This window comes from Isoptericola sp. NPDC019482, from assembly GCF_040632295.1.
Lineage (GTDB): Bacteria > Actinomycetota > Actinomycetes > Actinomycetales > Cellulomonadaceae > Isoptericola.
In genome coordinates, this window is the sequence record NZ_JBEYBQ010000011.1 from 16,999 (window position 1) to 34,379 (window position 17,381).

19 protein-coding genes are annotated in these 17,381 nt (G+C 75.3%); 9 read left to right on the forward strand and 10 right to left on the reverse strand.

Going from position 1 to position 17,381, the window contains the following annotated elements:
* Positions 1-142 precede the first annotated feature (142 nt).
* Positions 143-568, forward strand: a complete 426-nt coding sequence (locus ABZ493_RS09770) for a hypothetical protein (RefSeq protein WP_430581969.1) — start codon at positions 143-145, stop codon at positions 566-568.
* Positions 569-607: 39 nt separating this feature from the next.
* Here ABZ493_RS09770 and ABZ493_RS09775 read toward each other — a convergent pair whose 3' ends face one another.
* On the reverse strand, positions 608-1,570 hold the full coding sequence (locus ABZ493_RS09775) for a hypothetical protein (RefSeq protein WP_430581970.1): 963 nt from the start codon (positions 1,568-1,570) through the stop codon (positions 608-610).
* A 94-nt stretch (positions 1,571-1,664) separates the two neighbouring features.
* On the opposite strand from ABZ493_RS09775, the gene ABZ493_RS09780 reads away from it, so the two are divergent.
* Together ABZ493_RS09780 and ABZ493_RS09785 are read left to right on the forward strand one after the other, a co-directional pair.
* Positions 1,665-2,150 (forward strand): heme-degrading domain-containing protein, encoded by a 486-nt coding sequence (locus tag ABZ493_RS09780; protein ID WP_430581971.1) that lies wholly within the window; start codon positions 1,665-1,667, stop codon positions 2,148-2,150.
* A gap of 39 nt (positions 2,151-2,189) precedes the next feature.
* Positions 2,190-3,764: an amidohydrolase family protein gene (locus tag ABZ493_RS09785; protein ID WP_430581972.1), complete on the forward strand. Its 1,575-nt coding sequence runs from the start codon at positions 2,190-2,192 to the stop codon at positions 3,762-3,764.
* A gap of 89 nt (positions 3,765-3,853) precedes the next feature.
* On the opposite strand, the gene ABZ493_RS09790 is transcribed toward ABZ493_RS09785, so the two are convergent.
* Entirely contained in the window at positions 3,854-5,536 is a 1,683-nt protein-coding gene (locus tag ABZ493_RS09790; protein WP_430581973.1) for a glycerophosphodiester phosphodiesterase family protein, read from the reverse strand.
* 143 nt (positions 5,537-5,679) lie between these two features.
* On the opposite strand from ABZ493_RS09790, the gene ABZ493_RS09795 reads away from it, so the two are divergent.
* Positions 5,680-6,024 carry a TraR/DksA C4-type zinc finger protein gene (locus tag ABZ493_RS09795; RefSeq protein ID WP_430581974.1) on the forward strand — a complete coding sequence of 115 codons (345 nt, stop codon included), beginning with the start codon at positions 5,680-5,682 and terminating at the stop codon, positions 6,022-6,024.
* Between the two features lie 92 nt (positions 6,025-6,116).
* Here the strand turns inward: ABZ493_RS09795 and ABZ493_RS09800 are convergent, their stop codons facing one another.
* From ABZ493_RS09800 to phnD, 5 genes are read right to left on the reverse strand one after another with little or no spacing between them, the layout of a single operon-like run.
* Entirely contained in the window at positions 6,117-6,773 is a 657-nt protein-coding gene (locus ABZ493_RS09800; RefSeq protein ID WP_430581975.1) for a TetR/AcrR family transcriptional regulator, read from the reverse strand.
* Positions 6,770-7,606: a tyrosine-protein phosphatase gene (locus ABZ493_RS09805; RefSeq protein WP_430581976.1), complete on the reverse strand. Its 837-nt coding sequence runs from the start codon at positions 7,604-7,606 to the stop codon at positions 6,770-6,772. The genes ABZ493_RS09800 and ABZ493_RS09805 overlap by 4 nt, the downstream gene beginning before the upstream one ends.
* Complete coding sequence (gene phnE, locus ABZ493_RS09810; RefSeq protein ID WP_430581977.1) at positions 7,603-8,457, reverse strand: phosphonate ABC transporter, permease protein PhnE; 855 nt, start codon at positions 8,455-8,457, stop codon at positions 7,603-7,605. The genes ABZ493_RS09805 and phnE overlap by 4 nt, the downstream gene beginning before the upstream one ends.
* Positions 8,454-9,305, reverse strand: coding sequence for a phosphonate ABC transporter ATP-binding protein (gene phnC, locus ABZ493_RS09815; RefSeq protein WP_430581978.1), 852 nt, complete (start codon positions 9,303-9,305; stop codon positions 8,454-8,456). The genes phnE and phnC overlap by 4 nt, the downstream gene beginning before the upstream one ends.
* Positions 9,306-9,310: 5 nt before the next feature.
* Positions 9,311-10,249, reverse strand: coding sequence for a phosphate/phosphite/phosphonate ABC transporter substrate-binding protein (gene phnD, locus ABZ493_RS09820; RefSeq protein WP_430581979.1), 939 nt, complete (start codon positions 10,247-10,249; stop codon positions 9,311-9,313).
* 129 nt (positions 10,250-10,378) lie between these two features.
* On the opposite strand from phnD, the gene ABZ493_RS09825 reads away from it, so the two are divergent.
* Entirely contained in the window at positions 10,379-11,038 is a 660-nt protein-coding gene (locus ABZ493_RS09825) for a uridine kinase (RefSeq protein ID WP_430581980.1), read from the forward strand.
* Positions 11,039-11,088: 50 nt separating this feature from the next.
* On the opposite strand, the gene ABZ493_RS09830 is transcribed toward ABZ493_RS09825, so the two are convergent.
* Positions 11,089-11,826 carry a VOC family protein gene (locus ABZ493_RS09830; protein WP_430581981.1) on the reverse strand — a complete coding sequence of 246 codons (738 nt, stop codon included), beginning with the start codon at positions 11,824-11,826 and terminating at the stop codon, positions 11,089-11,091.
* 130 nt (positions 11,827-11,956) lie between these two features.
* Between ABZ493_RS09830 and ABZ493_RS09835 the strand changes: the two genes are divergently transcribed.
* Both ABZ493_RS09835 and ABZ493_RS09840 read left to right on the forward strand, forming a co-directional pair.
* On the forward strand, positions 11,957-13,375 hold the full coding sequence (locus tag ABZ493_RS09835) for an adenylosuccinate lyase family protein (RefSeq protein WP_430581982.1): 1,419 nt from the start codon (positions 11,957-11,959) through the stop codon (positions 13,373-13,375).
* A gap of 61 nt (positions 13,376-13,436) precedes the next feature.
* Positions 13,437-13,778 (forward strand): hypothetical protein, encoded by a 342-nt coding sequence (locus tag ABZ493_RS09840; protein WP_430581983.1) that lies wholly within the window; start codon positions 13,437-13,439, stop codon positions 13,776-13,778.
* Between the two features lie 7 nt (positions 13,779-13,785).
* Here ABZ493_RS09840 and ABZ493_RS09845 read toward each other — a convergent pair whose 3' ends face one another.
* Positions 13,786-15,279 carry an SDR family oxidoreductase gene (locus ABZ493_RS09845; protein ID WP_430581984.1) on the reverse strand — a complete coding sequence of 498 codons (1,494 nt, stop codon included), beginning with the start codon at positions 15,277-15,279 and terminating at the stop codon, positions 13,786-13,788.
* 137 nt (positions 15,280-15,416) lie between these two features.
* On the opposite strand from ABZ493_RS09845, the gene ABZ493_RS09850 reads away from it, so the two are divergent.
* Together ABZ493_RS09850 and idi are read left to right on the forward strand one after the other, a co-directional pair.
* Positions 15,417-16,232, forward strand: coding sequence for a tryptophan-rich sensory protein (locus tag ABZ493_RS09850; RefSeq protein WP_430581985.1), 816 nt, complete (start codon positions 15,417-15,419; stop codon positions 16,230-16,232).
* Entirely contained in the window at positions 16,229-16,810 is a 582-nt protein-coding gene (gene idi, locus ABZ493_RS09855; protein ID WP_430581986.1) for an isopentenyl-diphosphate Delta-isomerase, read from the forward strand. Before ABZ493_RS09850 ends, idi begins: the two co-directional genes overlap by 4 nt.
* 23 nt (positions 16,811-16,833) lie before the next feature.
* On the opposite strand, the gene ABZ493_RS09860 is transcribed toward idi, so the two are convergent.
* Positions 16,834-17,358, reverse strand: coding sequence for a MarR family transcriptional regulator (locus tag ABZ493_RS09860; RefSeq protein WP_430581987.1), 525 nt, complete (start codon positions 17,356-17,358; stop codon positions 16,834-16,836).
* Positions 17,359-17,381: the final 23 nt, after the last annotated feature.

Below are 17,381 nucleotides of genomic sequence, written 5' to 3' on the forward strand. Positions count from 1 at the left end.
CCCCTGCCCCGAGCTGTCAGAGCCACGTCGGTGCATATACCTACGTGGCTCTGACAAGTCGGGGGCTGCGCAAGCTGTCAGAGCCAGGTGGGCCCATATCCCCCCGTGGCTCTGACAACTTGGCGGGTGGGAGGATGCCCCGGTGAGCGACGACTGGGCGGCGCAGCGCACGGAGGCGGCACGCGTGCAGGCAGAACGGCTGCGCGCGCGGCAGGACGCCGAGCACACGGAGGCGGAGGCGCTGCTGCGCGACTTCGTCCGGGCCGCGGCGGACGCCGGGCTGGAGCCCGAGCCGCTGCAGGTCAAGGGGTACGGCGGTCGCGGCACCGCGCGCACGTCGCTGCGCGGCTGGTACCTGCGGCACGACCGCACGGCCGCCGTCACGGCCGACGGCACGTTCTACGTCCTCACCGCCCCGCTGACCCTGGTCGACCGGGTGCGCGGGGCACGTGTCGAGCCGCAGCGCCCGCCGATGATCCTGGGGGCCGGCGGCAAGGACGGCAGCTCGATCGAGCTCGTCGACGCGCTGGAGCGGGTGCTCCCGGGCTGGCGGGGCGCCGCGACGTAGCGGTTCCTCCTCGTCCCCCGCGGGGACGGCGAGCGAGCGCTACGTCAGCGCCTCGCCGACCGGCCCGGCGACCTCCGGCAGCGCCAGATAGCCCGCCCAGGCACCGTCGTCGAGCGGGTACGCCGCCGCATGGAAGCCCGGGGCACGGTTGGTCACGCGCCGCGCCTCGATCCCCGGCGACCCGGCCGGCAGCGGGAAGACGTCGGGCGTGAGGTCGTGCAGCGCGAGCAGGTCACGCGGGTCGCGGGGGCTCACCCAGCGGCCGACGCCGGCCGGGAACACCAGCGGCGCGCGGGCCGCCAGCACCTCCCGGACCGCCCGGATGCCCAGCGGCGAGCCGGGCGTGAGCAGCAGCGGCACCTCTGGCCCCGAGGCGCGCCCCGCGAGCACCGAGTACGCCACCACGCTGCCGAGTGAGTGCGCCACGACGACGGCGGGCTCGCCGGACGTCGCGCCGGTCAGGGCGTCGGCGAGGCCCGCGTCGATCACCCGCCGGACGGCGTCGTCGTGCAGGTAGGCGTACACGTCCCGCGTGAGCGTGAGCAGCACGGCGGCGCTGACGCCGGGCACGTACCGGTCCACGAGCGCCAGCGCGCCGACGAGGGCCTCGACCAGCGCGTCGCCGACCACCCCTTCGGCGACGACGCTCTCCGCGGCGGCGGGCGGCGCGACCCCGGGCCGGTGCCCGGCCGTCGCGAGGACCTCGCGCACGACGTCGAGCACGAACCGCAGCTCGCCGTCCGGCAGCGCGCCGACGAGCCGGGGGAGCGCGGCCGGGTCGGAGGCCAACGCGTGCACCGTCACGGGGGGCGCCGCGCCGCCGTCGACGAGGCGCTCGAGCGTGTCGCCGTAGTAGACGAACGACGCGTCGTCGTCCGTGGGCCGCAGCGCGGACCCCGCCGCGGCGAGGCCCGCCCCGAGCGCGCCGAGCCACTGCGACTCGAGCGCCTCCCGGTCGCGTCCGTCGAGGTCACGGCCGTGGACGAGCACCAGTCGGGTCACGCGGGCACGGTACCGACCCGGCCGCGGTCCGCCCGGCGGACGCGCCGCGGACCGGTCGGCACGCGCGCGGCGGCGGGCGTGGGACGCTGGGCCCATGGGGAACACGGAGGACGTCGCAGCCCTGGTCGCCGAGGTCGAGCAGCAGGAGCGCGAGCTCGTGCTCTCCCGGTTCACGCACGACGACGCGTGGCAGCTCGGCTGCCTGCTCGTCGAGCTGGCCGTCGACCGCGGCCTGGCCGTGACGGTCGACGTGCGCAAGGGGCCGCAGCAGGTGTTCCACGCGGCGCGCGAGGGCACCACCCCGGACAACGACACGTGGGTGCAGCGCAAGGTGCGCGTCGTGGAGCGGTTCGGCGCGTCGTCGTTCCTGGTGGGGCTGCGGGCCCGGGCGCGGGGCGAGGACTTCAACGCCAAGCACCAGCTGCCGCTGCAGGAGTTCGCGGCGCACGGCGGCGCGGTCCCGGTGCGGGTCGAGGGCGTCGGGATCGTCGGCGTCGTCACCGTGTCCGGTCTGGCGCAGGCCGACGACCACGCGCTGGTCGTCGAGGCCCTGCGCGTGCACGCCGCCGGCGGCGCCTGACCGGCGCGCGTCGCGACGCCCGCCGTCTACGGTGGCCCCGTGCCTGCGCTGCTCCTGACGAACGCCCGCCTCGCGGGCCGCCCCGACCGCGTCGACGTCCTCCTCGACGGCGGCCGCGTCGCCGCGGTGACCCCGGCGGGCGTGCCGGCCACGGTGGCCGTCTCCGCCCTCCCCGAGCAGGTCGACGTCGACGGCCGCACGGTGGTCCCCGGGCTGTGGGACGCGCACACCCACCTCACGCAGTGGGCGATGGTGCGCCAGCGGCTCGACGTGTCCGCGGCGACGAGCGCCGCGCACGCCGCCGCCCTGGTGCGCGATCGCCTGGACCGGGCCGCGCCGCCCCCCGGCGGCACGCCGCTCGTCGGCTACGGCTTCCGGTGGGCCACCTGGCCGGACGACCCGACCGCCGCGGTGCTCGACGCGGTGGCCGGCGACGTGCCGGTCGTCCTGCTGTCCGGCGACCTGCACAGCGCGTGGGCGTCGACGGCGGGCCTGCGCTTCCTCGGCATCGCGGAGCACCCCACGGGGCTGCTGCGCGAGGAGGAGTGGATGCCCGCCAGCCCGCGCATCGTCACCGTGGACGACGCCGTGTCCGACGCCCTGGTGGCCGACGCGGCCCGCGCCGCGGCCGCGCGCGGCGTCGTCGGCGTCGTCGACCTCGAGGTCGCCGACAACCTCGACGCCTGGCGCCGGCGCGTGGCCGGCGGCTGGGACGGGCTGCGCGTGCGGGCCGGGGTATGGGAGCAGCACCTGGACGCCGTGCTCGCCGCCGGGCTGCGGCACGGCGACCCGCTCGGGGCCCCGGACGGGTCAGACCTGGTGACGCAGGGCCCGCTCAAGGTCATCAGCGACGGGTCGCTCAACACGCTCACGGCGTTCTGCTTCGAGGAGTACGCCGGCGTGGCCGGGCCCGACGCGCACGGCATCCTCAACATCGCGACGGACCACCTCGTCCCGCTCATGGCCCGCGCGCACGCCGCCGGCCTGCGGTGCGCCATCCACGCCATCGGCGACCGCGCCAACGCGCTCGCGCTCGACGCGTTCGAGGCCTCCGGCGCCCGCGGCTCGGTCGAGCACGCGCAGCTGCTGCGGCCCGACGACGTCGCGCGGTTCGCCGCGCTGGGCGTCACCGCGAGCGTGCAGCCCGAGCACGCGATGGACGACCGCGACGTCACCGAGCAGCTGTGGCCGGGCCGGGACGGCCGGGCGTTCCCGCTGGCGGAGCTGCGGGCGGCGGGCGTGACGCTGGCCCTCGGGTCGGACGCGCCCGTCGCCCCGCTCGACCCGTGGGTCGCGATCGCCTCCGCCGTCACCCGGTCGCGGGACGGGCGCGAGCCCTGGCACCCCGAGCAGCGGATCGACGTCCGCTCCGCCCTCGAGGCGTCCGTCGACGGCCGGCCGCTCGACCTCGCCGTCGGCGGCCCCGCCGACCTGGCCGTGCTCGACGTCGACCCGCTCGCGCTGCCGGCGTCGAGCACGGCGTCGCACGACGACCCCGCGCTGCACGACGACCCCGCGCTGCACGACGACCCGGTGGCGCTCGCCGACGCGCTGCGCGGCACCGCCGTCGCCGGCACGCTCGTCGCGGGCCGCTGGACGCACCACGCGCTCTGACGACCGCGTCGTAGCACCCTTCGAGTACGGGATCCGTACCGCCAAGGCCAGGTGTGGCGGTACGGACCGCTTGCTCGAAGGGTGGGTGGTCAGCCGCGGAGCTCGGCGATCTCCGCGAGCAGGGCGTCGCGCTGCTCGGCGTCGTCGACGTGCTTGGTCACGACGCGCTCCAGCCGGTCCCAGTCCTCGTGGGCGAGGGCGGAGAACAGCTGCTGCGCCTGCCCGGTGGACAGGTCGAGCGCGGCGAGGCGGGCGAGCAGGCCGGGGCCGGGCTCGGGCTCCGGGTCGGCCTGCTCCTGCGCGGCCTTCCAGCCGACGAAGGCGCCGGGCCGGTTGGTGATCATGCCCTCGACGCCGAGGTCGGTGAACCGGGTCCAGTCGGCGGCGGAGTCGACCGTCCACACGAAGACGCCGACGCCGGCGGCGTTGAGGTCCTCGACGACGGACGGCCGCGTGGCCAGCGCCGCGCCGGACGGGTTGTAGTACGTGGCGTGCAGGCGCTCCGCCGTGGCGACCGGGTCGGCGTCGAGGGTGCCGCGCAGCAGGCCGAGCGGGATCTGCGGGGCGCGGTCGTACGCGTACTCCAGCGCCTTCTCGTCGAACGACTGCAGCACCACGCGGTCCTCCAGGCCGGCCTCGAGGATCAGGTCGACCGTCCGGTCCACCTCGTCGCGGGTCTCCGGCCCCTTGATCTCGAGCAGCAGGTCGGAGCCGCCGGTGTCCATGAGGTCGAGCACCTGCGCGAACGTGGGCACCTTCTCGCCGGCGAACGCGGGGCTGAACCACGAGCCCGCGTCGAGGGATCCGATGGAGGGCGACTGCAGGAACGCGACGTCGCCCGTGCCGTCCGTGGTGCGGTCGACCGTCTGGTCGTGCAGGACGACGGGCACGCCGTCGGCCGTGGTGTGCACGTCGATCTCGACGTACTCGGCGCCCGCCTTCATCGCCGCGGCGTACGCGGCGAGCGTGTTCTCCGGGTTCACCGCCGAGTAGCCGCGGTGGGCGGCCGTCACGGGCAGGTCGCCGGGCTCGTTCACCACGGGCTTCGGTGCGATCTCGGTGACGACGACGTCGTCGATGCTGACGCGCGCGCCGTCGGCGGCGAAGCCGAGCACGCCGTCGTCGGTGCGGCCGATGCGGCCCTCGAGCACCTCCTGGCCGTCGTAGATCCAGGTGGCGTGGTTGCCCTGCACCTCGATGGCGATCTTCACGTCCTCGCCGACGCCGGCGTCCGACGGGGCCGATGCCGTGGCGGGCACGTTCCACGCGTTCCCCGAGGTGCGCTCGGCGAGCTCGATGCCGTTGCTCGCCGTCGTGGTGGAGCGCATGGCGGCCTGCCACCACGGCACGCCGCCGGCGGGGTCGATGTCGAGGATCGGCGCGAGCCAGCGCGCCGCGTTGTTCACGGCGTCGAAGCGCACGGTGGCCTCGAGCCGGTAGTTCTCCAGGTGCGGGCCGAACGTGACCCGCCCGATCGCCGCCGGCTCGCCCACGAGCCGGCCGTCCTGGACGGCCCACTCGCCCGCCCCGACCCGCCAGCCCTCGGGCAGCGAGCCGTCCGCGACGTCGTCGAAGTCCTGGGCGTAGACGACGTCGCCGGGCGCGCTCGACAGGTGTGCGGCGGGCAGCGGTGCGGCGGTCGCGACCGGCGGTGCGACGACGGTCGCGCCGAACGAGGCGACGGACACCCCGGCGGCGACGGCGAACGCGAGCGTGGCGGAGACGGTGCGCGTCCCGGGCGGGGCGAGCAGGGTGCGGCGTCGTGCGGTCATGGTGATCCCCCTGGCGTCTGATGGTGGCGTCTCACGGACGGATGGCGGGCACGCTAGGCAGCGCGGATGGCCGGACCGGGGCCGGCGGGATGCCCGTCGGTGACGGCCGGACGAATTTCGGGTGCGGGTGCGAGACTGCCGGGATGACCGATCGGGTGCGCCCGGAGGAGCGCCTGCGGGCGCGACTCGCGGAGGTGGAGGAGCGGCTGGCGGCGCAGCACCGCGCGGTCGAGGGGATCGTCGAGTCGGCCCGGGACTCCAACTCCGACGACGAGCACGACCCCGAGGGCGCCACGCTCGCCTGGGAGCGGCAGCAGGCGGCGGCGCTGGCCGCCGAGGCGGAGCGCGAGCGCGACCAGCTCCTCGCCGCGCTCGACCGCGTCGCCGCCGGGACGTACGGCGTCTGCGAGGTGTGCGGACGGCCCATCCCCGCCGCGCGGCTGGCGGCGCGGCCCGCCGCCACGCGCTGCGTCGAGCACGCGCGCTGAGCGGCGCCGGACGACGCTCGGCGCGGCACTTCCGGCTCACGGCGGCAGTTCGAACTGCCGCGCCGGACGCGAACTGCCGCGCCGAGCGTGAGTCAGCGAGCGTCGATGCTCATCCCGCGCCAGGCGACGCGGACCGCCTCGCGGCAGCGGGCGAGCACGTCGGGGTCGTCGAGCGCGGCCCCGCGCACCACCGGCTGGTAGTAGAAGACGCCGTTGATCAGGTCGATGCAGGCGTCGACGTCGAGGTCGGGGCGCAGCTCGCCGCGTGCGACGCCGGCCCGGAGCAGCGCGACCATGGCGCCCCGCCGTCGGGCGACGTGGGAGCGCCAGTACGCCTGCGCGAGCTTGCGGTCCGTCATGGCGAGGCGGACGCGCAGCCGGAACCGCTCCTCGGGGTAGTCGCGGCCCGCGGGCTGCGCGCCGGGGGAGAGCGCGTCGAGCAGGTTCTCCAGCAGGTCGCCGTCGAGCGGGATGACGTACGGCTCCCGCCCGACGTCGAGGGCGGCGGCGACGAGGTCGGTCATGCTCGGCCAGCGCCGGTAGATGGCGGCGCGGCTCACGCCGCTCGCGGCGACGACCCGGTTCACCGTCACCTCCTCGCCCCGCTCCAGGAGGGCGACGGCGGCGGCCAGGATCCGCTCGTCGTGCCCTGCCGCGCGGGGTCGCCCCGGACGGCGCGGTCCGGGACGACGCTCGGGGCCGCGGCGCTCGGCCGCGACCCCGGGGCGTCCCGTCGGGACGAGGGTCATGCGGTGCCAGCGGCGTCGTCGGGTGCGGCGTCGAGCGCCCGCTCGCGCAGCCGGGCGATCAGCCCGTCGGTGAGGCCCGCCGCGCGCAGCGGGGCCAGCGGGTCGCCGTGCCGCTCGACCAGCGTGGCGATCAGCTCGCGCATCGGTGCGGGGGAGAACTCGGTGCGGACTGAGGCGCGCGCGGCCTCGTCGAGGTCGAACCCGAACCGGGCCATGAGCGGCTGCATGACGGGCGCGAGCCGGGCCATGATCGCCGCGGAGCTGTCGCCGGTGCGGGCGTAGTCGGCGACGACGTCGTCCTCGTCGGCGCCGAGCGCGAGCAGCAGCGACGCGGCCAGCACGCCGGTGCGGTCCTGACCGGCCGCGCAGTGGAAGGCCACCGCTCCGGGGGAGTGCGCGACGATCGCCAGCGCCGTGACGATCTGCGGCGCGGCGCCCTCCACCATCCGCACGTACATGCGGCCGAACCGGCTCTGGTCGAGCATCTCGGCCGGGTCGACGTCGGCGGTGCCCGCGGTGGCCTCGCCGATGGACACCATGAACGGCACGTGGTGGTAGGTCACCGCGCGCTGCTCGCCGAGCGGGCCGCGACCGGTGAGGGCGACCTCGTCCGCGGAGCGCAGGTCGACGACGGCGCGCAGGCCGCGGTCGACGAGCCGCACCGCGTCGTCGGCGGTGATCGTGGACAGGTCGTCCGCGCGGATCGCGAAGCCCTCCCGGACCGAGCCGCCCGCGATCGGGATGCCGCCGAGGTCGCGGAGGTTGACGGGCGCGCTGAGCGCGAGGGCGGGCCGTACGGTGGCGGTGTCGGCGGGGCTGTCGGTGAGGGTCACGTGATCTTCCTTCGGATGACGGCGCTGGCCTGGTCGATGGCCGTGACCAGCACGATGATGCAGATGACGATCGCGGACAGGTGCCCGTAGTCGTACATCTTCATGGCGGTGGTGAGCTCCAGGCCGATGCCGCCGGCGCCGACCATGCCGAGGATGGTCGCGCCGCGCACGTTCCCCTCGAACAGCAGGAGCGTGTAGGAGACGAGCATCGGTCCGGCCTGCGGCAGGACGCCGTACTGGACGACCTGTCGTCTCGATGCCCCGACGGCCTGCATGGCGGTGACGGGGCCGCGGTCGACGGCCTCCATGGCCTCGGCGAAGACCTTGCCGATGGAGCCGACGGAGCCGACCGTCATGGCGAGGATGCCGGCGAACGGCCCGAGCCCGACGGCGGAGACGAACATCAGCGCGAACACGAGGTCCGGCAGGGAGCGGATGACGTTCATGACCCAGCGGGTCGGGTAGTACAGCCAGCGCGGCGCGATGTTCGACGCCGCCCCGAACGCGACGACCAGAGACAGCCCGGCGCCGAGCACGGTGCCGACGATCGCCATCTGGAGCGTCTCGATCAGCAGGTCGACGATGACGTCGAGCTCGTCCCACGTGGGCGGGAACATGCGTGAGAGGAACTCGCCCATGTTGGCGGCGCCCTCGCCGAGCTTCGCGACGTTGAACTCCGCCCCGACGGACGACCAGACCAGCAGCGCGAGCGCGATCGGCACGCCGACGAGGAACCGGGCGCGCGGGACGGAGAACGCGCGCTCCAGCCGCTCGCGCTCGTGCGGGTCGAGGCGGGGCTGGCCCGGTGCGCGCCGGCCCGGCGTGCGCCGCTGCGGCGTGGTGAGCGTCATCGTGCCCCCTCCTCGGTGCCCTCGTCATCGCCGTCGTCATCGCCGTTGTCGAGGTCGGCGTAGACGGCGTCGAGCGCGACGGCGTCGAGCCGGTCGGTGCGGTCGCTCACGAGCACCTGGCCGTGCCGGAGCCCGACGACGCGGTCGGAGTGCTCGAGCGCCAGCGGCAGCACGTGCAGGCTCACCAGCACGGGGATGCCGTCCTCGTGCGCGATCTGCTGCAGGAGCTCCAGCACGGCGTGCGACATCTTCGGGTCGAGCGACGCCACGGGCTCGTCGGCGAGGAGGAGCCGCGGCTGCTGCATCAGCGCCCGCGCGATGGCGACGCGCTGCTGCTGCCCGCCGGACAGCGACCGGGCCTGCTCGGTCGCCTTGTGCGCGATGCCGACGCGGTCCAGCAGGTCCAACGCCTGCCGGCGGTGCGCGGCGGAGAACCCGCCGGCGAGGTTGACGGGGCCGGCGGAGTGCAGGGCGCCCGTCAGCACGTTCGTCAGCACGCTGAGCCGCCCGACGAGGTTGAACTGCTGGAACACCTGGCCGACCGACGCGCGCAGCCGCCGCAGGTCGCCGCGCCGCAGGTTCGTCAGGTCGTAGCCCGCCACGCGGACCGTGCCGGCGTTGACCGGCGCGAACCCGGTGAGGCTGCGCATCAGCGTGGACTTGCCGGAGCCGGACGCGCCGAGCAGCGCGACCGTCTCGCCGGGGTGCAGGTCGAGGTCGACGCCGTCGAGCACGAGCGGCCCGTCGCCGTACGCGACCTGAAGGCCGCGCACCGTGACGAGCGGGAGCGCGGCGCCGTCGTCGGGAGGTGCCTGGCGCGCTGCGGGCGCCGGGGAGGTGGTGGTCATCGCGTTCACGACCCGCTGAGGTCGGAGATGTCGACGTCCGCGATGGCGGCGACGTCGACGAAGGGCTGGAAGATCTCGGGGTCGGGCTCGAGGATCGGGTCCGTGCCCTGCATCGCCTCCATCATGGGGCCGAGCTTCTCGGCGTTCTCCTCGGTGAAGATCTTGGGCAGTGCGTCGAGCAGCAGCTCGCGCTTGTCGTCCGCGAGCTCCTGGTCGGCGAGCACGGTCACCGCGACCGGCATGGAGGCGCTCTCCCCGATCGACCGGGTCTCGCCCTCCTCGAACGGGAACATCGGGCTCCCCTGGCCGGCCATGGTGGGGAAGATCGTCGACGTGCACGCCACGTCCGCCTGACCCTCCTTGAGGGCGGTGAAGCTCATGTCGTGGCCGCCGGAGAACAGGGCCTGGTAGTCGGCGTCCTTCTCGAGTCCCGCGTCGTGCAGCGCGGCGACGGGCATGAAGTAGCCGGACGACGACGCCGGGTCCGCGAACGCGACCACCGTGTCGGGCGTGATGTCGTCGAACGACTGCAGCGGCGAGTCGTCGAGCACGAGGCAGGTCGACACGGGGGAGTCGTCGCCGGGCCAGGCGACCAGCGAGTCGACCTCGCCCGTGTTGACGGCCAGGGCGGACGGGAACCCGCTCATGAAGCCGATGTCGGTGTGGTGGTTGCGGAGGGCCTCGACGACGGCGGTGTAGTCCGGCACGTCGACGATCTCGACCTCGCGGCCGGTCTCCTCCTCCACGAGTGCGGCGAACGCCTCGATCGGGTTCTCCGCGGCGGGGTCGTCGCCGAGCGGCGTGGTGGCGAACGTGATGGGGGCGTCCGGGTCGGACGCGGCGGTCTCGGCGGAGGCGGAGCTCGAACAGCCGGCGAGGACGACGGCGGCACCGAGCAGCCCCACGGCGGGGAGGGCCAGGGCAGGCAGAGCGCGGGCGCGCATGGGCGTTCCTTTCGGGAGCACGCGGGGGCCCGGAGGGCCCGGCGGATATCGCGACTGGCGATATCGGAACTCAACCCGGCGAAGGTGGCCGCGAAATACGAGACCGCCGGACCTGGAAAGGAAGACTCGGTGAACAGCGCGTGGCGCGGGTGCGAGCATGTCCGGGTGCGCGTGGAGCCGGTGACCGTCGAGGGCGTGGTGACGTACGTCGTCGGGCAGGTCCTCGCCCGCGACGATGCCCGGCCGGTGCGGCTGCTGGTCGACGGGCACCCGTCCACCCGCCCGGAGGACCTCGCCGACGCGCTCGTCGAGCCGCTGCGCGCAGCGGGTCGGCCGGTCGCGCGGGTGCGCGTCCGGGACTTCCTGCGCGCCCGGTCGCTGCGGCTCGAGCGCGGCCGCAGGGACGCCGACGCGCTCCTGGAGGAGTGGATCGACGTCGACGGGCTGAACCGGGAGGTGCTGCGGTCGGTCGTGACGCGAGGCCGCTGGCTGCCGAGCCTGCGCGACCCGGACACCGGCCGTTCGACCCGGGCCGGGTACGAGGACGCGCCGCCGGGGACCGTCGTCGTGCTGGACGGGTCGCTCGCGCTGGGACGCGGGCTCGATGTCGACCTCGTCGTGCACCTGGCGCTGCGACCCGCGACGGAGACGCGGAACACGCCGCTCGACGACGCGTGGACCCTCGCCGCGTATGGGCGCTACCGCCGCGAGGTGCAGCCCGAGCGGCGCGCGGACGTCGTCGTGCGGGTGGACCACCCCGACCGTCCGGCGCTGGTGCTGCCGGGCTGAGCCGCCGCGCCGACGGTCGGCCTGTGCAGACGGTCAGCCTGTGCAGACGATCAGCCGGTGCAGAGGCAGAACGGGTGCCCCGCAGGGTCGGCGAAGACGCGGAACGTGTCCTCGCCGCCGGGCAGCCGCGTCGCCCCGACGGCGAGCGCGGCCGCCTCGGCCTCGTCCAGGCTCTGGGGGCCGACCTGGAGGTCGAGGTGCAGCTGTTGCGGGTACTCCGGGTCGGGCCACCGCGGCGCGGAGTAGCCCTCCACCTGCTGGAAGAGCAGGGCGCGGTCCCCGCCGAGCATCGCCATCCCCTCGGCGTCGTAGACCACCGGGTCGCCGAGGATCCGGGACCAGAACGCGGCGGCGGCCGAGGCGTCCGGCACGTCGACGGTGAGCCCCATGATCGTCAGGCCGTCGTTGTCGGGCGCGTGGCACAGGTCGAACGGGTGCCCGGCCGGGTCCGCCAGGGTGGTCCACTCGGGGTTCTCGCGCAGCACCGTGGCGCCGAGGTCGACGGCCCGCTCGACGGCGGCCGCGACGTCGGGCACGCGCAGGTCGAGGTGCGCCTGCTGCGGGTGCTCCTGGCCGGGCCATCGCGGGGGCACGAGGTCGGGCGCGGGCTGGAAGGCGAGCGACCAGCCGTCCGGGGTGTTCAGCGTGATCCAGTCGTCGCCGTACCCCTGCTGCTCGACCTCCGCGCCCGTCAGCCGCTGCCAGAAGTCGGCCGCGACCGGTGGTGCGGGGACGTCGAAGACCACCGCGTCCAGGGCTGCGACCCGCGTCGTCGTCTCGTCGCTCATGGGGCCCAGCGTGCCGCGATCCTCCGACACCCGCAGTGCAACTCCGACACCCGCAGTGCGCCGGGGCTGTACACCGGCGGCGGGCGGGGCGATCATGCTGCTCACCGCCGTCGGACGCCCTGGGGGCCGCATGATCGTCGCACCGTTCGGACGCTTCACCGAGGGTCGGGTCCCCGACCCGGGGATCGCGCGGCTCTTCACGCGCGAGAACCGCTGGCAGGCGCGGCTCGACGTCGAGGCGGCGCTCGCGCTCGCGGAGGCGGACGCCGGGCTCATCCCGGCGGAGTCGGCCCGCGCCATCGCGCTCACGGCGCGGATCGAGAAGCTCGACGTGAAGCGGGTGCTCGCCGCGACCGCCGAGGCGAGCCACCCGCTCGTGCCGCTCATCGAGGAGTTCGCGCGCGCCGTCGGCTCCAAGCACGGCGGCTGGGTGCACTGGGGAGCGACGACGCAGAACATCACGCAGACCGCCGACGTGCTGGTGCTGCGCGACGCCCACCGCGCCGTGCTGCGCCAGCTCGGTCGCGTGCTGCGGTCGGCGGGCCGGCTCGCGGAGTCGTCCGCGGCGCTGCCGATGGCAGGCCGCACGCACAGCCAGCACGCCGTGCCCGTGACGTTCGGCTTCAAGGTGGCGGTGTGGATCGACCAGCTCGCCGCGCACGCCGACCGGCTGGAGCGGCTCGACGAGCGGCTGTTCTGCGTGCTCATGGGCGGCGCGGCGGGCACGTTCGCGTCGTTCGGGGGATCGGGCCGGGCGATCGAGTCGGGCGTGGCGCGGCGGCTGGGGCTGCACCCGATGCGCGTGCCGTCCCGGTCGGTCAACGACGGCATCGTGGAGCTCGTGCTGGTGCTGGCGCAGCTCGCGGGCACGATCGGGAAGATCGGCCGCGACGTCTACACGCTCATGCAGCCGGAGTTCGCGGAGGCGTTCGAGCCGGTGCCCGAGGGCACCGTCGGCAGCTCGACCATGCCGCACAAGCGCAACCCGCAGCTCGCCCTCGACATGCAGACGATGTCGGCGGAGCTGCGCGCCCTCGCGGGCCCGGCCCTGGAGTCGATGCTGCACGACCAGGAGGCGAACGGCGCCATGACGGCCCTGCTCGAGGACGTGTCGGCGTCGGCCGCGGTGCTGGCGGGCGACATGCTGGCGCGCCTGGAGGTGGTGATGGACGGCCTGGAGCTGGACCCGGGGCGGATGCGCGCGAACATCCGCCTGTCCGAGGGCATGATCGGCTCGGAGTCCCTCATGCTCGCCCTCGGCGAGAAGATCGGGCGGCAGAAGGCGCACGACGTCGTGTTCGCCGTCGCGCAGGCGACCGCGTCCGACGGCCGCCCGTTCCTCGAGCTGCTGCACGGCGACCCCGTGGTCAGCGAGGCCTTCGACGACGACGAGCTGCGTGCCCTCCTCGACCCGGCGGGCTACCTGGGCCTGAGCACCGAGATCGCGCGGGAGCTCGCCGCGTGCGCGGCCGGGGTCGCCGACCGGCTCGAGGCGCTGCCCGCCCGGATCCCGGTCTCCGTCGGGAGCCAGCGACCCGGCGAGGGGTGAACCCGGGCCGCCGGACGTCGTCCACGGGGCGGCGGCGGCCGGCCGGTGCCATCGTGGACGGATGGAACCTCGGCAGAAGGAGCTCGTGCACCGGGGCCGTGCCGCCCGCCGCGCGACGACGGCGGGACTCGCCGTCGCGGCGCTCGTGCTGCTGGCCGCGTGCGCGGCGGGCCCGAACCTCGGCGTCGACACGTCGACGATCAGCGGCGCGGGGCCCTACGGCTTCTGGTGGGGCCTGTGGCAGGGCATGATCCTGCCGATCACGTTCATCGTCTCCCTGTTCACGGACACGGTGTCCGTGTACGAGGTGCACAACACCGGCAACTGGTACGACGTCGGGTACGTCCTCGGCATCTCGCTCGTCTTCGGCGGTCCGCTCGGCGCCCGCCGGGCCCGCCACTGAGCGACTCTCAGACGCCACCCGAGGCGGCCGCGTGCTCGTGCGCCGCACGCGCGATGTTGCGCTGCATCCCGCCGAACACGATCCCGTGGAACGGGCTGATCGCCCACCAGTAGAGCTGCCCGGGCAGGCCGCGCGGGGAGAAGATCGCGCGCTGCCGGAACACGGGTCGGGGGCCCGGCCCGTCCTCGACCGCCAGCTCCAGCCACGCCAGCCCCGGGAGTCGCATCTCGGCGCGCAGCCGCAGCAGCCGCCCGGGCACCACCTTCTCCACCCGCCACCAGTCCAGCGCGTCGCCGGGCTCCAGCCGGTGCGGGTGCCGGCGCCCGCGCCGCAGCCCGGGGCCGCCGAACAGGCGGTCGAGCAGGCCGCGGGCCACCCAGCCGAGGCGCCAGGAGTACCAGCCGTGGGCACCGCCGATGCCCTCGATCACCGACCACAGCGACTCCGGGGTGGTGTCCACCTCGCGCGACCGGTCGTCGACCAGCAGGCTGCCGCCGGCCCAGTCCGGGTCGTCGGGCAGCGGGTCGGACGGCGCGCCCCGCGTCGACGCCGAGGTCCAGCTGGTCCGCACGTCGAGGTCGCGGATCCGGGCCAGCGCCAGGGCGACCGCGTCGTCGAAGCCGACGAGCCCCTCCGGCGGGTCGGGGACGTACCGCGCGATGTCGTGGTCGCGCGCCACGACCTCGTGCACGAGCGAGCCGACGAGCGGGCGGGCGATGGCCGGCGGCACCGGGGTGACCAGGCCGACCCACAGGCTGGCCAGCCGCGGCGTCAGCACCGGCACGGCGCGGATCACCCGGGGCCGCAGCCCGGCGACGGCGGCGTAGCGCTGCATCATCCGGCGGTACGTCAGCACGTCGGGGCCGCCGATGTCGAAGCCGCGGCTGACGTCGCCGGGGATGTCCGCAGCCCCCACGAGGTAGCGCAGCACGTCGCGGACGGCGATCGGCTGGATGCGGTTCTCGATCCATCGCGGGGCCACCATGACGGGCAGGCGCTCGGTGAGGTACCGCATCATCTCGAACGACGCGCTGCCCGACCCGAGGATCACCGCGGCCCGCAGCACGACGGTCGGCACCTCGCCGTCGAGCAGGATCTCCTCCACCTCCCGGCGGGAGCGGAGGTGCGGCGACAGGTCCGCCGTGTCGGGGGAGAGGCCGCCCAGGTAGACGACGCGCCGCAGCCCGGCCTCGGCGGCCGCCTGCGCGAACCCCCGGGCGGTGCGGCGGTCGGTGTCGGCGAACCCGGCCCCCGCGCCGAGCGCGTGGATGAGGTAGTACGCGACGTCGACGCCGGCCAGCGCGCGGCGCAGGTCGGCGCGCTCCTGCGCGTCGCCCGCCACGACGTCGACGTCGTCCGCCCAGGCCCGCCCGGCGAGGCGCTCGGGATGGCGGGCGAGCACGCGGACCCGGTACCCGGCGGCGAGCAGCTCGGGCACGAGCCGCCCGCCGATGTACCCGGTGGCGCCGGTGACCAGCACGAGCGGGTCGTCGGTCGGCATGGGTGTCCCTCCTGGGTCGTCAGCGGGGTGGTCGGTCAGGTCGCTAGCCAGGCTAGCAATATCTGGTGACGGATGGCAGGGTGGAGGGATGCCGCGGCGCCTCGCCCGTGGCGCCGTCCGACGAACGAGGAGGTCCGATGACCGACACGACACGCGCCCCACGGCTGCAGCAGGTCGCGGTGACCGTGAGCCTGCTGGTGTGCGTCGTGGGCTCGATGATCGGCGTCGGGGTGTTCGGCGGCACCCGGGTCGCGGAGGCCGCGGGCGGTGCGCTCGCGGCCGACGCGACCCTCGTGGCCCCGGCGTCCCCCGCGTTCTCGATCTGGACCGTCATCTACCTCGGCCTCGCGGGGTACACGGTCTTCCAGTGGCTCCCCGCGCACGCGCTCGACGTCCGGCAGCACCAGCTGCGGCGGCCGGTCGCGGCGACGATGCTGCTCAACGCGGCCTGGATCCTCGCCGTCCAGGCGGGCCTGCTCTGGTGGAGCGTCGTGGTCATCGTGGCGCTCCTGGCCATGCTCGTCCGGACGTTCCTGATCCTGGTGCGGACCCCGGCAAGCGGCGTCACGGAGCGGGTGCTCGTGGACGGCACGCTCGGCCTCTACCTGGGCTGGGTCTGCGTGGCCACCGTCGCGAACGTGGCGGCGGCGCTCACGGACGCGGGGTTCGACGGCGGCGGCGTGGCCGCGGACTGGTGGGCGGTGGCGATCCTCGCGGTGGTCGCCGCGATCGGCGTCGCCCTCGCCGTGCGCGGGAGCGGGCGGCTCGCCGTCGCGGCTGCGATCGCCTGGGGTCTGGTCTGGGTGGCCGTCGCGCGCTCCCAGGGGGAGCCCCTCTCGGCGCCCGCGGCGGCCAGCGCCGTGGCCGCGGCGGTGGTGGTGCTCGGCGCGGCGGTGGTGCTGCGCGTGCGGGCCGTCCGCACCCCCGCCGTCGCGGACGCGGACGCGTCGTGACCGGGGCCGACGTCGGGGCCGACGCAGAATCCGGGGCCGTCGCCGACCACGTGATCCTGCTCGACGACGACGGCACGCCGCGCGGGGTCGCGCCGCGCGCCACCGTGCACACCCGCGGCACCCCGCTGCACCTCGGGTTCTCCTGCTACCTGTTCCGCCCGGACGGGCGGCTCCTGCTCACGCGGCGCGCGCTGTCGAAGCGGACGTGGCCGGGGGTCTGGACCAACTCGTTCTGCGGCCACCCGCGCCAGGGCGAGTCGTTGGCGCAGGCCGTGCTGCGGCACGGCCTGCACGAGCTCGGGCTGGACGTGACGACCGACGGCGAGCCCGTGCTCCCCTCGTTCCGGTACCGCGCCGTGGACGCGGGCGGCGTCGTCGAGAACGAGATCTGCCCGGTGCTCCTCGCGACGGTGGACCGCGACCCGGTGCCGAACCTGGACGAGGTCATGGACTGGCGATGGGTGCGGCCGCGCGACGTCGCGGCGCTCGTCGACCTGGCTCCGTGGGCGGTGAGCCCGTGGATGGTCGAGCAGGTGCGGGAGCTGCGCACCGCGGGCTGGGCCGCGCCGAGCGCGTAGCGGGCCGAGCGCGTGGCGAGGTGTCAGGCGGGCACGTCGCCGACGACGGTCCCGGCGGCATGGTCGGGCTCCCGCTCCGCCTCGGCGGCCATGGCCAGCAGGAAGTTGCGGACGGCCGGGCGGGAGCGCGCCGGGACGGCCCGGGCGATCTCGAGCATGCGCGCGTGCACCGGCGCCAGCCGCTCGCGGACCTCGGCGTGCGCGGCGTCGGAGGCGACGACGACGACCGAGCGACGGTCAGACGGGTGCGGGCGGCGCTCGAGGTGGCCCGAGTCGACGAGTCGGTCGAGCAGCTTCGTGGTGGAGGCGGTCGAGATCGACAGGTATTCCGCGAGCTCGCGCGGCGTCGCCGGCTCGCCGCGCCCGTCGCAGGCGATGACGTGCTGGAGGGCGCGGAGGTCGGTGAGGTTCATCTTCATCTCGCGGCCGGCCCGTCGGCGCATGGCCTCGTCCGCACGACGGAACGCCCGCAGCGCCTCGAGGAGGCTGCGGGCCTCCGCGTCCGACTCCTCGAACCAGTAGGAGCCCCCCGTGGGTGCCTGGGTCACGCGCTCATCCTAGTCTTTCGGGA

Bases quoted from the DNA above. Each gene is read 5' to 3' on its own strand.
- ABZ493_RS09780 (WP_430581971.1), top strand. From the start codon at position 1,665: ATGGGGAACACGGAGGACGTCGCAGCCCTGGTCGCCGAGGTCGAGCAG.
- ABZ493_RS09790 (WP_430581973.1), bottom strand. From the start codon at position 5,536: ATGACCGCACGACGCCGCACCCTGCTCGCCCCGCCCGGGACGCGCACC.
- ABZ493_RS09795 (WP_430581974.1), top strand. From the start codon at position 5,680: ATGACCGATCGGGTGCGCCCGGAGGAGCGCCTGCGGGCGCGACTCGCG.
- ABZ493_RS09800 (WP_430581975.1), bottom strand. From the start codon at position 6,773: ATGACCCTCGTCCCGACGGGACGCCCCGGGGTCGCGGCCGAGCGCCGC.
- phnE (WP_430581977.1), bottom strand. From the start codon at position 8,457: ATGACGCTCACCACGCCGCAGCGGCGCACGCCGGGCCGGCGCGCACCG.
- phnC (WP_430581978.1), bottom strand. From the start codon at position 9,305: ATGACCACCACCTCCCCGGCGCCCGCAGCGCGCCAGGCACCTCCCGAC.
- phnD (WP_430581979.1), bottom strand. From the start codon at position 10,249: ATGCGCGCCCGCGCTCTGCCTGCCCTGGCCCTCCCCGCCGTGGGGCTG.
- ABZ493_RS09830 (WP_430581981.1), bottom strand. From the start codon at position 11,826: ATGAGCGACGAGACGACGACGCGGGTCGCAGCCCTGGACGCGGTGGTC.
- ABZ493_RS09835 (WP_430581982.1), top strand. From the start codon at position 11,957: ATGATCGTCGCACCGTTCGGACGCTTCACCGAGGGTCGGGTCCCCGAC.
- ABZ493_RS09840 (WP_430581983.1), top strand. From the start codon at position 13,437: ATGGAACCTCGGCAGAAGGAGCTCGTGCACCGGGGCCGTGCCGCCCGC.
- ABZ493_RS09845 (WP_430581984.1), bottom strand. From the start codon at position 15,279: ATGCCGACCGACGACCCGCTCGTGCTGGTCACCGGCGCCACCGGGTAC.
- ABZ493_RS09850 (WP_430581985.1), top strand. From the start codon at position 15,417: ATGACCGACACGACACGCGCCCCACGGCTGCAGCAGGTCGCGGTGACC.